Source organism: Streptomyces anthophorae, assembly GCF_049310305.1.
Taxonomy (GTDB): Bacteria; Actinomycetota; Actinomycetes; order Streptomycetales; family Streptomycetaceae; genus Streptomyces.
In genome coordinates this window covers 4,677,602-4,691,662 of the sequence record NZ_JBLWQQ010000001.1, presented here as the reverse complement: position 1 = coordinate 4,691,662, position 14,061 = coordinate 4,677,602, and the positions used below count along the sequence as shown (strand labels likewise).

The 14,061-nt window shown below is 72.1% G+C and carries 14 protein-coding genes; 7 read left to right on the top strand and 7 right to left on the bottom strand.

Translation table 11 applies throughout. The features are described from left to right. Positions 1 to 1,011: an alpha-ketoacid dehydrogenase subunit beta gene (locus ACNYS0_RS21405; protein ID WP_422408319.1), complete on the bottom strand. Its 1,011-nt coding sequence runs from the start codon at positions 1,009 to 1,011 to the stop codon at positions 1 to 3. Beyond that, positions 1,008 to 2,150: a pyruvate dehydrogenase (acetyl-transferring) E1 component subunit alpha gene (pdhA, locus tag ACNYS0_RS21400; protein WP_422475880.1), complete on the bottom strand. Its 1,143-nt coding sequence runs from the start codon at positions 2,148 to 2,150 to the stop codon at positions 1,008 to 1,010. The genes ACNYS0_RS21405 and pdhA overlap by 4 nt, the downstream gene beginning before the upstream one ends. A gap of 174 nt (positions 2,151 to 2,324) precedes the next feature. Here pdhA and ACNYS0_RS21395 point away from each other — a divergent pair, with 174 nt between their 5' ends. Beyond that, positions 2,325 to 2,834, top strand: a complete 510-nt coding sequence (locus tag ACNYS0_RS21395) for an Lrp/AsnC family transcriptional regulator (protein ID WP_422475879.1) — start codon at positions 2,325 to 2,327, stop codon at positions 2,832 to 2,834. Positions 2,835 to 2,855: 21 nt separating this feature from the next. Here ACNYS0_RS21395 and ACNYS0_RS21390 read toward each other — a convergent pair whose 3' ends face one another. Continuing rightward, on the bottom strand, positions 2,856 to 3,464 hold the full coding sequence (locus ACNYS0_RS21390; RefSeq protein ID WP_422475877.1) for a TetR/AcrR family transcriptional regulator: 609 nt from the start codon (positions 3,462 to 3,464) through the stop codon (positions 2,856 to 2,858). After that, a complete protein-coding gene (locus tag ACNYS0_RS21385) occupies positions 3,461 to 4,969 on the bottom strand; it encodes a 3-hydroxyacyl-CoA dehydrogenase (RefSeq protein ID WP_422475876.1) in 1,509 nt (502 codons plus the stop codon). The genes ACNYS0_RS21390 and ACNYS0_RS21385 overlap by 4 nt, the downstream gene beginning before the upstream one ends. A gap of 240 nt (positions 4,970 to 5,209) precedes the next feature. Between ACNYS0_RS21385 and paaN the strand changes: the two genes are divergently transcribed. Beyond that, positions 5,210 to 6,907: a phenylacetic acid degradation protein PaaN gene (gene paaN / locus ACNYS0_RS21380; protein WP_422475874.1), complete on the top strand. Its 1,698-nt coding sequence runs from the start codon at positions 5,210 to 5,212 to the stop codon at positions 6,905 to 6,907. On the opposite strand, the gene ACNYS0_RS21375 is transcribed toward paaN, so the two are convergent. Genes ACNYS0_RS21375 through ACNYS0_RS21365 form a run of 3 tightly spaced genes read right to left on the bottom strand, consistent with a single transcriptional unit; the run spans position 6,904 to position 9,852 of the window. Continuing rightward, a complete protein-coding gene (locus ACNYS0_RS21375; protein WP_422482746.1) occupies positions 6,904 to 7,695 on the bottom strand; it encodes a TrmH family RNA methyltransferase in 792 nt (263 codons plus the stop codon). The two genes, paaN and ACNYS0_RS21375, sit on opposite strands and share 4 nt — an antisense overlap. A gap of 46 nt (positions 7,696 to 7,741) precedes the next feature. Continuing rightward, positions 7,742 to 8,920 carry an HTTM domain-containing protein gene (locus ACNYS0_RS21370; RefSeq protein ID WP_422475872.1) on the bottom strand — a complete coding sequence of 393 codons (1,179 nt, stop codon included), beginning with the start codon at positions 8,918 to 8,920 and terminating at the stop codon, positions 7,742 to 7,744. A 32-nt stretch (positions 8,921 to 8,952) separates the two neighbouring features. Then, positions 8,953 to 9,852, bottom strand: coding sequence for a DUF5819 family protein (locus tag ACNYS0_RS21365; RefSeq protein WP_422475870.1), 900 nt, complete (start codon positions 9,850 to 9,852; stop codon positions 8,953 to 8,955). A gap of 288 nt (positions 9,853 to 10,140) precedes the next feature. Here ACNYS0_RS21365 and paaA point away from each other — a divergent pair, with 288 nt between their 5' ends. The 5 genes from paaA to paaE are packed head-to-tail and all read left to right on the top strand — an operon-like array spanning position 10,141 to position 13,931. Then, on the top strand, positions 10,141 to 11,175 hold the full coding sequence (paaA, locus tag ACNYS0_RS21360; RefSeq protein WP_422475868.1) for a 1,2-phenylacetyl-CoA epoxidase subunit PaaA: 1,035 nt from the start codon (positions 10,141 to 10,143) through the stop codon (positions 11,173 to 11,175). Continuing rightward, positions 11,172 to 11,495 (top strand): 1,2-phenylacetyl-CoA epoxidase subunit PaaB, encoded by a 324-nt coding sequence (gene paaB, locus ACNYS0_RS21355; protein ID WP_422475866.1) that lies wholly within the window; start codon positions 11,172 to 11,174, stop codon positions 11,493 to 11,495. The genes paaA and paaB overlap by 4 nt, the downstream gene beginning before the upstream one ends. After that, on the top strand, positions 11,492 to 12,244 hold the full coding sequence (gene paaC / locus ACNYS0_RS21350; protein ID WP_422475864.1) for a 1,2-phenylacetyl-CoA epoxidase subunit PaaC: 753 nt from the start codon (positions 11,492 to 11,494) through the stop codon (positions 12,242 to 12,244). Before paaB ends, paaC begins: the two co-directional genes overlap by 4 nt. Next, entirely contained in the window at positions 12,238 to 12,822 is a 585-nt protein-coding gene (gene paaD / locus ACNYS0_RS21345) for a 1,2-phenylacetyl-CoA epoxidase subunit PaaD (protein ID WP_422475862.1), read from the top strand. The genes paaC and paaD overlap by 7 nt, the downstream gene beginning before the upstream one ends. Next, positions 12,822 to 13,931: a 1,2-phenylacetyl-CoA epoxidase subunit PaaE gene (paaE, locus tag ACNYS0_RS21340; protein ID WP_422475860.1), complete on the top strand. Its 1,110-nt coding sequence runs from the start codon at positions 12,822 to 12,824 to the stop codon at positions 13,929 to 13,931. The genes paaD and paaE overlap by 1 nt, the downstream gene beginning before the upstream one ends. Positions 13,932 to 14,061 lie beyond the last annotated feature (130 nt).

Sequence of the window (14,061 nt, the reverse complement as noted above, 5' to 3'; positions counted from 1 at the left end):
TCACTGATCCCATTGCAGCCGCGCCACCGCGTCCAGCACCCGGTCCACTCCGGGCAGATGGTGCCGCTCCAGCATGGGCGGCGGATACGGAATGTCGAAACCGGCCACCCGCAGCACCGGTGCCTCCAAGTGGTGGAAGCAGCGCTCCGTCACGCGCGCGGCGATCTCCCCGCCGGGCCCGCCGAAGCCGCCCGACTCGTGCACGACGACCGCGCGTCCCGTGCGCCGGACGGACTCGGCGACCGTCGCGTCGTCGAACGGCACCAGCGAGCGCAGGTCGACCACTTCAAGATCCCACCCCTCCCCTCGGGCCGCCTCGGCCGCCTCCAGACAGACCGGCACGGACGGGCCGTACGTGAGCAGCGTGGCACTGGTGCCGGGGCGGCGAACCACTGCCGTACCTATCGGAAGAACGTCTTCCGGTGCCTCGGGGTTCCACGAATCCTTGGTCCAGTAAAGGCGCTTGGGCTCCAGGAAGACGACCGGGTCGTCGGAGGCGATGGACTGCCGCAGCAGCCCGTACGCGTCCGCGACCGTGGCCGGCGTGACGACGGTGAGGCCCGGCGTCGCCATGTAGTACGCCTCGGAGGAGTCGCTGTGGTGCTCCACGCCGCCGATCCCGCCGCCGTACGGCACCCGCACGGTGATGGGCAGCGGCATCGCGCCGCGCGTGCGGTTGCGCATCCGCGCGACGTGCGAGATCAGCTGCTCGAAGGCGGGATACGCGAACGCGTCGAACTGCATCTCCACGACGGGCCGCAGGCCGTACATCGCCATGCCCACGGCGGAGCCGAGGATGCCCGCCTCGGCGAGCGGGGTGTCCGTGCAGCGGTCCTCGCCGAACTCCTTCGCGAGCCCGTCGGTGATCCGGAAGACACCGCCCAGGGTGCCCACGTCCTCGCCCATGACGTGCACGGAGGGATCCTCGGCCATGGAGTCGCGCAGCGCGCGGCCGAGGGCCTGCGCCATGGTGGCGGGCTTGGTCTTCGGTGGCCGGGCCACAGTGGTCATGCCTGGCCACCTTCCGCCTCTGCGTCCAGCTCGGCCCGCAACAGGGCCTCCTGCTCTCTCAGTTGGGGTGTCCGCTCGGCGTACACGTCGCCGAACAGGTCCATCGGGTCGAGAGCGGGGTCCTGGTTCATGCGTGCGCGCAGCTCGGCCGCCTGTTCCTCCGCGCCGTCGCGCACGGCCCGGATGCCGTCCTCGTCGATGAGCCCGCGTCCGGTCAGCTCCCGCTCCAGGAGCAGGACCGGGTCGTGCGCGCGCCACATCTCGACCTCGGCCTCGCTGCGGTAGCGGGTCGCGTCGTCGGCGTTCGTGTGCGCGTCCATCCGGTACGTCACGGCCTCGACCAGCGTCGGGCCGCCGCCCCCGCGCGCGCGGGCCACGGCGTCGCCGAGCACCTCGTGCACAGCCGCCGCGTCGTTCCCGTCCACCAGGCGGCCCGGCATCCCGTACCCGACGGCCTTGTGGGCCAGGGACGGTGCCGCGGTCTGCTTGGCCAGCGGCACGGAGATCGCGAACCCGTTGTTCTGCACGAGGAAGACGACCGGGGCCTGCCACACGGCGGCGAAGTTCAGCGCCTCGTGGAAGTCGCCCTCGCTGGTCCCGCCGTCGCCGACCATGGCGAGCGCCACCACATCGTCGCCCTTCAGTTGCGCGGCATGTGCGAGGCCCACGGCGTGCGGCAGCTGTGTCGCGAGCGGGGTGCAGAGCGGCGCGATGCGGTGCTCGCGCGGGTCGTACCCGGTGTGCCAGTCACCGCGCAGCAGCGTGAGGGCCTGGACGGGGTCGAGGCCGCGGGCGACGGCGGCGAGGGTGTCGCGGTAGCTGGGAAAGAGCCAGTCCCGCTCCTCGAGGACCAGCGCCGCGGCGACCTCCGCGGCCTCCTGGCCGGTCGTCGAGGGGTACACGGCGAGCCGGCCCTGCTTGGTCAGCGCGGTCGCCTGCGTGTTGTACCTGCGGCCGCGCACCACCTCCTCGTACAGGCGGCGCAGCAGCTCGGGGTCGACGCGGGCGGCCGCGTCGGTGCCCAGGACCCGGTGGGGCTCGGCATCGGGCAGCAGCGGCGCGGGATCCGTGCGGGGCTGCCAGGCGGGCGGCGGGACGGGCCTGCCCTCGCGCGCGGCCCGCTGGTCCATGACCGTCATGACGACACCTCCTCGTGGGAGCGGCTCGGACGGCGCGTCGGATGTGATGCGCCTCACCTACCGATTGTTCGGTCGACGGCACATTTTGGCTACAGGCACCTCCAGGCTGTGGACAATCGGTTCTCCACAGCCTGAGATGAATGCAGTACGTCCATGGTAAGGAGGCGGGGGCGGATGGCATCTGAACAAATGGCCGAGGGCTCCGGGAGCCCGGTGCCCGACCCCGCGGCCCGCCCGCTGGACGCCATCGACCGGGACATCCTGCACATGCTCCTGAAGGACGGGCGCGCGTCGATACGCTCCGTGGCCGAGCAGGTCCATGTGTCCCGGGCGAACGCCTACGCGCGGATCAACCGCCTCATCGAAGACCGCGTGATCCGCGGTTTCGGCGCCCGCGTCAACCACGAGCGGGCGGGCCAGGGCGCCTCCGCCTACATCACGCTCAAGATCGTCCAGAACACCTGGCGGACCGTGCGCGAGCAGCTGCGCAGACTGCCGGAGGCCTCGCACATCGCGCTGGTCAGCGGCGATTTCGACGTCCTGATCCTGGTGCACACGGAGGACAACAGGGCGCTGCGCGAACTGGTCCTCACCAAGCTCCAGTCCATCCCCGAGGTGCTGAGCACGCGCACGCTGCTGGTCTTCGAGGAGGAAGACCTCGAAGCGAGCGCCCCGGACTCCTGAGAGCCCCGAGGGCGCTCGGGCTCAGCCCGCCTTGCGCAGCCCCTGGAAGACCAGCTCGACGACCGCGTCCGCCACTTCGCGGTCGCCGAGGCCGCCGCCGTCCGGCCGGTACCACTCCACCAGCGAGTTGATCATCCCGAAGACGAGCCGGGTCGCGAGCCGCACCTCGATGTCACCGCGCACGTCCCCGTCGGCCGCGGCCGCCCTGAGCAGCTGGGCGACCTGGTGGTCGAACTCCCTGCGCCGCTCCATCGCCCACCGCTCGGTGTCGGTGTTGCCGCGCACCCGCAACAGGAGCGTCACGTAGGGCAGTTCGCCGGTGAGCACCTCGACCATGCGCCGCGTGACGTACTCCAGGCGCTCGATGGCGCGTCCCTCGCGCGCGGGCTGCTCGTCGAGGATCGCGAAGAGGCCGTCGAGCGCGCGGCTCACGGCGCGGCGCAGCAACTCCTCCTTGCCCGCCACATGGTGGTAGATCGACGACTTGGAGATGCCGGCCGCCTTGGAGAGGTGCTCCATGGACGTGCCGTCGTAGCCGCGCTCGTTGAAGACGGTGACCGCGACCGCGAGCAGGCTGTCGGGCGTGTAGGTGTCGCGGCGCGCACCCGTGTCCCGTCGGGCGGTGGTCATGCGGAGCCCTCCCGCTTCTTGGGGGTGTACGAGTGCCGGAAGAGGGCCAGGGACGGCGCGTGCCGCCCCGAGGGGTCGCGTTCGTGCAACTCCTCGAGCAGCCCGCAGGCCCAGCCGCGGCCGAGCCTGCGGCCCCACTCCAGGGGCCCCAGCGGGTAGTTGACGCCCAGGCGCATCGCGGTGTCGATGTCGCCCTCGGTGGCCACCCCGCGCGCGAGGGCGTCGTGCGCCAGGTCGACGATCCGCGCCACGGTGCGGGCCACGATCATGCCCGGCACGTCGCCGATGACGCTGACCTCCTTGCCGAGCGCCTGGAACAGCCCGACGGCCTCCGCGAGGGTGCGCGGGTCGCCTTCCTGGCAGGTGGCCAGGGCGATGCGGGTGGCCTTGCGGTAGTCGAAGGCGAGGTCGAAGTAGACGACGTCGCGGAACTCGACGGACGTCTGCCCGTCCGCCTGCACGAGCTGACCGCCACTGGGCAGCACGATGCGCGTGCCCTTGTCCTCGTCCTCCTGGACGACCTCGATGCCCGCCTCGCGCATCATCGGGATCAGTTCGCCCGCGGACTCCAGGTCGCCCTCGACCGTCACGCGCGCGGGCGGGCGCGCAGGACCCGCGGTGTGCGGCTCTGGACGCTCGGCGTCCTCCCCGTACGCGTACCAGCCCCGGCCCGACTTGCGGCCCAGGCGGCCGGCCTCCACCAGGCGGCGCTGGGCCAGCGAGGGCCGGAACTTCGCGTCCTGGAAGAAGCCCTCCCACACGGAGCGCGTCACGGCCTCGTTGACGTCCTGCCCGATCAGGTCGGTGAGTTCGAACGGCCCCATTCTGAAGCCGCCGCTCTCGCGCAGCACGGCGTCGATGGTGGCGGGGTCGGCGCCCTGCTCCTCGTAGACCGCGAATGCCTCGGCGTAGAAGGGCCGCGCGATCCGGTTGACCAGGAAGCCGGGGGTGTCCGCACAGGCCACCGGGGTCTTGCCCCAGGCGCGGGCGGTCTCGTACGCGCGCGTGGCCGCGGTGACGTCGGTGGCGGCGCCGGAGACGACCTCCACCAGCGGCATCAGGGGCGCCGGATTGAAGAAGTGCAGCCCCACGAAGCGGCCCGGCCTGCGCAGCGCCCCGCCGATCGCCGTCACGGACAGGGACGAGGTGTTGGTCGCGAGCAGACAGTCCTGCGCGACGACGTCCTCCAGCTCGCGGAACAGCTCCTGCTTGACGTCCAGCCGCTCCAGGACGGCCTCGACGACGAGCGTCGCGGGCGCCAACTCGCCGATGGTCTGAGCGGGTTCGAGCCGGTCCACCGCGGCCGCCCGCTCCCCGGCGGCCATGCGGCCCTTCTCGACGAGCCGGTCCAGGCGCGCGGCGATCGCCTCGGCGGCGCTCCTCGCCCGCCCCGGCACGGCGTCGTACAGCCGGACGGGATGCCCCGCGACCAGGGCGACCTGGGCGATGCCCTGGCCCATGGTGCCGGTGCCCACCACGGCAACGAGCCGGTCATGTGCTGTCATGCACGTGATCCTCCCGCACCCGGCCGGTCCCCGGGGCCCGGGGGCTCACACGGCCGATTCCGTCCGGCATTTCCTCCGGCTTTTCCACAGCTTTTCCGCACCCCCTTGTCCCGACCGATCGTTCGGTTACTCTAACTCTGTTGGTTCGTTCCTGCCCAGCCCAGCCTGCACAGATCCGTCCAGTCCCGCCCAGCTCGCCGGCTCGACGAGGAGCCGCAGCCCAGGAGGAGTTGGTCCCCCATGGCCGCCGCCGAACTCACCGCGCACGACCTGATCGCCAAGCACCGGCCGACGCTCGACCAGGCGCTGGAATCGATTCGTACGCGCGCGTACTGGTCCCCGCACCCGGAGCACCCCAAGGCCTACGGAGAGGGCGGGAGCCTGAGCATGCCCGAGGGCAAGGCCGCCTTCGACGCCCTGCTCGGCACCCGCCTCGACCTCGGCCAGCCCGGTACGGACGATTTCGTGGGCGGCGAAGTGTCGCCGTACGGGATCGAGTTGGGTGTCACGTATCCGCACGCCGACATCGACGTGCAGCTGCCTGCCATGCGCGCGGGCATGCGCGCGTGGCGCGAGGCGGGCGCCGAGGTGCGCGCGGTGACCTGCCTGGAGATCCTGTCCCGGATCAGCGCGCGGACGCACGAGTTCGCGCACGCGGTCATGCACACCAGCGGCCAGGCCTTCATGATGGCGTTCCAGGCGGGCGGCCCGCACGCGCAGGACCGCGGCCTGGAAGCGGTGGCGTACGCGTACGTGGAGCAGGTGCGGACCCCGGACACGGCGGAGTGGTCCAAGCCCCAGGGCAAGCGCGATCCGCTGGTCCTGACCAAGGAGTTCACGCCGGTGGCCCGCGGCGTCTCACTGCTGATCGGCTGCAACACCTTCCCTACGTGGAACGGGTATCCCGGCCTGTTCGCCTCCCTGGCCACCGGCAACCCGGTCCTGGTGAAGCCGCACCCGCGCGCGGTGCTGCCCCTCGCGCTCACCGTGCAGGTGGCCCGCGAGGTCCTCGCCGAGGCGGGCTTCGACCCGAACCTGGTGGCGCTGGCGGCCGAGCGGCCCGGGGAGGGCATCGCCAAGACCCTGGCCGTGCGCCCCGAGGTCAGGATCATCGACTACACGGGGTCCACGGCCTTCGGCGACTGGCTGGAGACGAACGCCCGGCAGGCCCAAGTCTACACGGAGAAGGCCGGCGTCAACACCGTCGTCATCGACTCGACGGACGACTACAAGGGCATGCTGGCGAACCTGGCGTTCTCGCTGTCCCTGTACAGCGGCCAGATGTGCACCACGCCGCAGAACCTCCTGGTGCCGCGCGCGGGCATCGGCACGGACGAGGGCCCGAAGGCGTACGACGAGGTGGTGGCCGACCTCGCGAAGTCGGTCGGCGGCCTGCTCGGCGACGACGCCCGGGCGAACGGACTGCTCGGCGCGCTGGTCAACCCGGACGTGAAGGCACGGCTCGACGCGGCCCCCGGCATCGGCGAAGTCGCCCTGCCCTCAAGGGAGATCAGCAACCCGGACTTCCCGGACGCCGTCGTCCGCACACCGGTGATCGTGAAGCTGGACGGGGCCAAGCCCGACGCGGAGGCCGCCTACATGAGCGAGTGCTTCGGCCCGGTCTCCTTCGCGGTCTCCGTCGACTCGACCGGTGACGCGGTGGACCTCCTGCGGCGCACGGTGCGCGAGAAGGGCGCCATGACGGTCGGCGCGTACACCACCTCCGACGAGGTGGCACAGGCCGTCGAGGACGTCTGCCTGGAGGAGTGCGCGCAGCTCTCGCTCAACCTGACGGGCGGGGTGTACGTGAACCAGACGGCGGCGTTCTCCGACTTCCACGGCTCGGGCGGCAACCCCGCGGCGAACGCGGCGCTGTGCGACGGCGCCTTCGTGGCGAACCGCTTCCGGGTGGTGGAGGTGCGCCGAGAGGCCGCCTAAGGCGCGTTCGTGCTGTGCGCGCTCCAGTGGAAGAGCGTCATGCCGACGCTGGTGGCCAGGTTGTAGCTGGAGACCTGGGGCCGCATCGGCAGCGACACCAAGTGGTCGGCACGCGCGCGCAGTTCGGCGGAGAGGCCGCTGCGCTCGGAACCGAAGGCCAGCAGGGCGTCGTCGGGCAGCTTCAGCCCGCGGATGTCCGCGCCTTCGGGGTCGAGCGCGTACAGCGGCCCGCTCGGCAGCTCCTCGACCGCGAGCCGCTCCACGGCGGTCGCGAAGTGCAGCCCCGCCCCGCCCCGTACGACGGTGGGGTGCCAGGGGTCGAGGTCCCCCGTGGTGACGACCCCGGTGGCGCCGTAGCCGGCGGCCAGGCGGATCACGGCGCCCGCGTTGCCGAGGTTGCGCGGGTTGTCGAGGACGACGACGGGGGTGCCGCGCGCGGGGCGCCCCAGGGCAGCCAGCTGGCCTGCCCGCGCCGGACGCCCGGCGAGCGCGGCGACCCCGGTGGGATGCAGCCGTGGCACGAGGCCGCGCAGCACCTCGCCCGGCACCTCCACGAGGAGCCGCGCCAGGTCCCGTACGACGTCGGGGGCGAGTTCCTCGGCCAGGGCGAGCGCGGCCGCCCGGTCGACGGCGAGCGCCACGGGGACGTCGGCGCCGAAGCGTACGGCGTGCTTGAGGGCGTGGAACCCGTCGAGCAGCACCGCGGAGTCCGCGAGCCGCCGCCAGACGCGCAGGCAGTCCTCGGCGGTCCCCGCGCCCTGTGGGCCCTCGGTCCGCTCGTCCCGCATGCCGTCCGCGCCGTCCGCCGTACTCGTCCCGTTCACGGCAGGAAGCCTACGTGCGCACGGCCGACTGCTCCGCCGCCACCGCTTCGCCGTCGGCCTCCACCAGCGGGCCGGTCGCGGCCGGCGCCTTCGTAGCGGAGAAAACGCGACTACGCGCGCGTGCGACCCAACCGCCGATGCGCACCAAGAAGGACGTCGGCAGGAACACCGCGTCCGCGGCGATCATCGCGAGCGAGAAGAAGGGCAGTCCGAGCACGACGGCGATGACCGCGTGCTCCAGCATCATGAACACCAGCAGGACGTTCTTGAGGCGCCGGTTGAAGACCGTGAACGGGAAGGCGACCTGCACGGCCACGGTCCCGTACGTCACGAGCAGCACCATCGGGCCGAAGGTGGTCAGCAGATCGCCCAGGGCGGGCCAGGGCGAGAAGTAGTCCAGGTGGAGCGGGTAGTAGACCGCGGTGCCGTCCTGCCAGCGACTCCCCTGGATCTTGTACCAGCCCGCGGTCGCGTAGATCAGACACGCCTCGACCATCACCACGAGCAGTCCGGCGTTGTGCATGAGGTTGGCGACGACGTCGCACAGGAGACGGGAATCGCCCTGCGGATCGCGGCGGTTCACGGACCACCACAGCGCCTGTGCCGCCCACATTCCCCAGAAGAACAGCAGCCAGCCGCCGCCGACCTTCCCGGTGAACGTGATCGCGGCGAGGACGAGCCCCATGACCCACCACAGCACGATCCCGAACCGGTCCTCGGCCCCCCGGCGCGCCCTGCGGGCGTCCAGCGACCAGACCTGACCGCACCGGGTGAAGACGAGGTAGATCGACATGAGGTGGATGACGTTGTCGCCGCCGTCCCCGATGAACACGCTGCGGTTTTGCAGGGACAGCACACCGATCATGAAGACGACCGACATGGTGCGGGTCCGCCAGCCCAGCATCAGCAGCGCGGACGACACCACGGCCACTATGTAGACCAGCTCGAACCAGCCCTGCCCGTCGGACCACATGAGCGCGCTGAACGCGTGGTTGTCCGCGGTGAGCTGCTGCGCCATGCCCCAGCTCCACGGCCCGTTCGGGCCGTACATCTCCTGGCGGTGCGGGAACTCGCGCAGCAGGAAGAGCAGCCAGGTCGCGGAGAACCCGATGCGGATCACGGCGCTCTGATACGGGGCGAGCGCGGACGCGGTGATCCACTGGAGGCCGTCGCCCAGCCTCTGCTGCATGCGGTCGATCCGCCCCACGGAAGGTGCGCCGTTCATCGGTCACCGCCCGTCGAGGAGTCGGCAGCGGAGTCCGCCGAGGACTGCGCCCGCACGCGCGTACCGCTGTCGAGCGGCGCGTCGCTGGAGGTGACCGTCCACCACGGCACCTGCCGGTACACCGGCTTCTGGTTCACCTTCTCGTCACTCCACTTCGGGGGCGCGACACTGGTCGTCTTCGAGCGGATCTGGACGCGCTCGACGGCCTCGCCCTTGCCGGCGGCGCCGAGCCGGTCGAGGCGCAGCACGAGGATGCGGCGCAGGTACTGCTCGGACAGGGTGCCGCGCAGCCCGTTGGGCCGGTTCCGCGCGTCGTGGGTGCCCGTGTAGATGTCCCAGGCGCGGCGCAGCTCGTTCTGCTGCGTGTGGCTGGGCAGCAGGTTGCCGTCGATGGCGGCGCCGTCCTGCGCGGACAGTCCGTACCAGCGGGTCGCGCGCAGCTCGCCGTCGGGCGTACGCACCTCGGCGCGGGCCTCCACCGCGATGTTCTGTTGCAGCGGGTTCGGCGCGAACAGCTTCCAGTTCTGCTCGAACTCCGGGTAGACCCACGCGCTGACCAGCGCGCCGTGCTGCTTGCTGAGCGTGTTCGACGGCGCGACGTGCAGGAACACCATGAGGATGTGCACGCAGGTGACGAGCGCGACGCCGATGAGCGCGAGGACGGCGGTCAGCTGATGGCCGGGGGAGAGCGCCGCGATCCCGCGCCGCCCGGACGCCGCGGGCCGGGGCCCACCCGGCTCCGGGGCGGCTTCCGTTTCCGCTGCCTGCGACTCGGGCCGCGGGCCCGACGGCTCGGCCCCTGGCCCCGATGGCTCGGACAGACGGGGTCGCGGCGGAGCCGCTGGCTCCGTCGTGAGCCGGGCGCCCTCGTCCGCGGCGCCTGCTTCTGTCTCCATCGGTACTCCCCGATCCCGATCCGGTTCTGCCGGCGCCTGGTCCGTCCGCCGCTCGGCGCCCCCGCGACGAACCGGTTCCGAGCCGTCGCCGCGCGAGACGACGCACCGGAACCGTACTGGGGAGCGCCCGCACGGCACAGACGTCCGAGGTTATCCACAGGCCGACCGCACAGGGTTGACACCTTACGGCGCCGAGACCCACCATTGAATCCGACGAACCGAACGATCGGTCGGGAGCGCGAAGCCCCCGTCCGAGGTCGGGCACCCAAAGGTCGAGGGGGACCGGGCATGGCGACAGCAACCCCGCACCACCGCGCAGCCGAGGCACGGGCGGACGGCACCGCCGAGCCGGGCGACGCCGCGTTCCAGGCCGCGTTCGACGCGGCGGTGGCGGCGGACGAGCGCATCGAACCCCGCGACTGGATGCCCGACGCCTACCGCGCGACGCTCGTGCGCCAGATCGCCCAGCACGCCCACTCCGAGATCATCGGCATGCAGCCGGAGGCGAACTGGATCACGCGCGCCCCGTCCCTGCGCCGCAAGGCGATCCTGATGGCGAAGGTCCAGGACGAGGCGGGGCACGGCCTCTACCTCTACAGCGCGGCGGAAACCCTCGGCACGGGCCGCGACGAGCTGCTCGACAAGCTGCACAGCGGACGCCAGAAGTACTCCTCGATCTTCAACTACCCGACGCTGACCTGGGCCGACGTGGGAGCGATCGGCTGGCTCGTGGACGGCGCGGCGATCACCAACCAGGTGCCGCTGTGCCGCTGCTCGTACGGTCCGTACGCGCGGGCGATGGTGCGCGTCTGCAAGGAGGAGTCCTTCCACCAGCGCCAGGGGTACGAGCTGCTGCTCGCGCTCAGCCGCGGCACCGAGGCCCAGCACGCGATGGCGCAGGACGCCGTGGACCGCTGGTGGTGGCCCTCCCTGATGATGTTCGGCCCGCCCGACGACGAGTCCGCGCACTCCGCCCAGTCCATGGAGTGGAAGATCAAGCGCCACTCGAACGACGAACTGCGCCAGCGCTTCGTGGACATCTGCGTCCCCCAGGCCGAATCCCTCGGACTCACGCTCCCCGACCCGGAGCTGAAGTGGAACGAGGAGCGCGGGCAGCACGATTTCGGACCGATCGACTGGTCGGAGTTCAAGGCGGTCCTCAAGGGCAACGGCCCGTGCAACGAACAGCGCATCACCCAGCGCAGGCGCGCCCACGAAGAGGGCGCCTGGGTGCGCGAGGCCGCCGCGGCCCACGCGGCCAAGCACTCCCCATCCGGCACGGTGACATCCGGCACGGCGACGCGAGAAGGCAGGGCGGCATGAGCGACACCCCGAACAGCGCCACCGGCGGTGCCTCCGGCACCGCGGACTGGCCCCTGTGGGAGGTCTTCGTGCGCTCCCGCCGCGGCCTCTCCCACACGCACGCCGGCAGCCTGCACGCCCCGGACGCCGAGCTGGCCCTGCGCAACGCGCGGGACCTCTACACCCGCCGCGGCGAGGGCGTCTCCCTGTGGGTCGTGCCGTCCGCCGCGATCACCGCCTCGTCGCCGGACGAGAAGGACCCGTTCTTCGAGCCCGCCGCCGACAAGCCCTACCGGCACCCGACGTTCTACGAGATCCCGGAAGGGGTGAAGCACCTGTGACGCAGCCCGACACGACTCGGCCTCCCGCCCAGGGGACGTCGGACACCGCGTCCGCCGCCCTGGCCCTCGGCGACGACGCCTTGGTGCTCTCGCACCGCCTGGGGGAGTGGGCGGGCCACGCACCGGTCCTCGAAGAGGAGGTCGCCCTCGCGAACATCGCCCTCGACCTGCTCGGCCAGGCCCGCGTCCTGCTGAGCCTGGTGGGCGACGAGGACGAGCTGGCGTACCTGCGCGAGGAGCGCGCCTTTCGCAACGTGCAACTGGTCGAGCAGCCCAACGGGGACTTCGCCCACACCATCGCCCGGCAGCTCTACTTCTCGGCCTACCAGCAGCTCCTCTACGCCGAACTGGCCGGGGCGGACTCCGAGTTCGCTCCCCTGGCCGCCAAGGCGGTCAAGGAGGTCGCCTACCACCAGGACCACGCCCGGCAGTGGACGCTGCGCCTCGGCGACGGCACCGAGGAGAGCCACGGCCGCATGCAGCGCGCGGTCGACGCGCTGTGGCGGTACACGGGCGAGCTGTTCCAGCCGGTCCCCGGCCTGGGCATCGACCCGCAGGACCTGCGGGCGAGGTGGACCACGACCATCACCGGCACTCTGCAAGAGGCGACGCTGACCGTGCCCGAGGGCCCGCAACTCGGCGCCTGGAGCGCGGGAGCCGGCCGGCAGGGCGTGCACACCGAGTCCTTCGGCCGGATGCTCGCCGAGATGCAGCATCTGCACCGCAGCCACCCGGGGGCGTCATGGTGACCACGGCGCACGCCCACCAGGACCCGGCCGAGCGGGAGACGCCGCTCGAAGCCGAACTGTGCCGCCTTGCCGGGTCCGTGCCCGACCCCGAGCTGCCCGTCCTGAACCTGGAGGAACTCGGCGTACTGCGCGCGGTGCACACGCGCGGGCCCGGCCGCGTGGAGGTCGAGCTGAGCCCCACCTACACCGGGTGCCCCGCCATCGAGACCATGTCGGCCGACATCGAGCGGGTGCTGCACGAGCACGGCATCGCCGAGGTCACCGTCCGCCCGGTGCTCTCCCCGGCCTGGTCGACGGACGACATCACGCCCGAAGGCCGCCGCAAGCTGCGGGAGTTCGGCATAGCGCCGCCGCGCACCACACGCGAACCCGCGGGCCCGGTCGCCGTGTCCCTCGGCCCCACCCGGCACACCGCCTCCCGGGCCGCCGCCTCCGAGCCCACCGCGGAGCCTCTCGCCTGCCCGCACTGCGGGTCGACGGAGACCGAACTGCTGAGCCGGTTCTCCTCCACCGCCTGCAAGGCGCTGCGCCGCTGCCTGTCCTGCCGCGAACCCTTCGACCACTTCAAGGAGTTGTGATGGCGAACGAAGGGGGACGGGCCCGCTTCCACCGGCTCCGCGTCGCGGCGGTCGACCGGCTCACCGACGACTCCGTGGCGCTGACGCTCGCCGTGCCGCCAGAGCTGCGCGAGGCCTACCGCTTCACGCCGGGACAGCACCTCGCCCTGCGCCGCACCGTGGACGGAGCGGAGATCCGGCGCACGTACTCGATCTGCTCGACCGCCCCGGCGCACGAGGCACCGAGCAGCCTCCGGGTCGGCGTCCGCCTGGTCGACGAGGGCGCCTTCTCCACGTACGCGCACAAGGAGATCGCCGTCGGGGACGAGCTGGAGGTGATGACCCCGGCCGGCCGCTTCACCCTCGACCCCACGCCCGACACCGCCTCCGCGCACTACGCCGCGGTGGTCGGCGGCAGCGGCATCACACCCGTCCTGTCCATCGCCGGCACCCTCCTGGAGCGGGCGCCGCACGCGCGGTTCTGCCTGATACGCAGCGACCGGACCACCGCGTCGACGATGTTCCTGGAGGAGGTGGCCGACCTGAAGGACCGGTACCCGGACCGGTTCCAGCTGGTCACCGTCCTCTCCCGGGAGGATCAGCAGGCGGGCCTGGCGTCCGGCCGGCTCGACCAGGAGCGGCTCGCGGCGCTGCTGCCCGCACTGCTGCCGGTGGAGCGGGTGGCCGGCTGGTACCTGTGCGGACCGTACGGGCTCGTGCAGGGCGCCGAGCGGGCGCTGCGCGCACTTGGTGTACGGCGCGAGCGCGTCCACGAGGAGATATTCCACGTCGACGACGGCCCCTCGGCCCGGGAGCCGCGGACCACCGCGACCACCGACCCGTCGGCCCCCGCGCACAGCACGGTGACGGCGCAGCTCGACGGCCGTTCGGGCAGCTGGCCCGTCCAGGACGGCGAGTCCCTCTTGGAGACGGTGCTGCGCAACCGGCCGGACGCGCCGTACGCCTGCAAGGGCGGCGTCTGCGGGACCTGCCGCGCGTTCCTGGTCTCCGGCTCGATCCGCATGGACCGGAACTTCGCGCTGGAGGCCGAGGAGACGGAGGCGGGCTATGTGCTGGCCTGCCAGTCGCATCCGACCACGGAGAAGGTGGAGCTGGACTTCGACCGCTGAGCCCGGCACCCCACCGGGCCACCCCACCGGACCACCCGACGGGCCGGCCCACTGGACCACCCCACCGGGCACTGTTCCCTTCTCGTAGAACCTGTTCTATCTTGACGACCCGTCAGATCGCGGCGCGGTA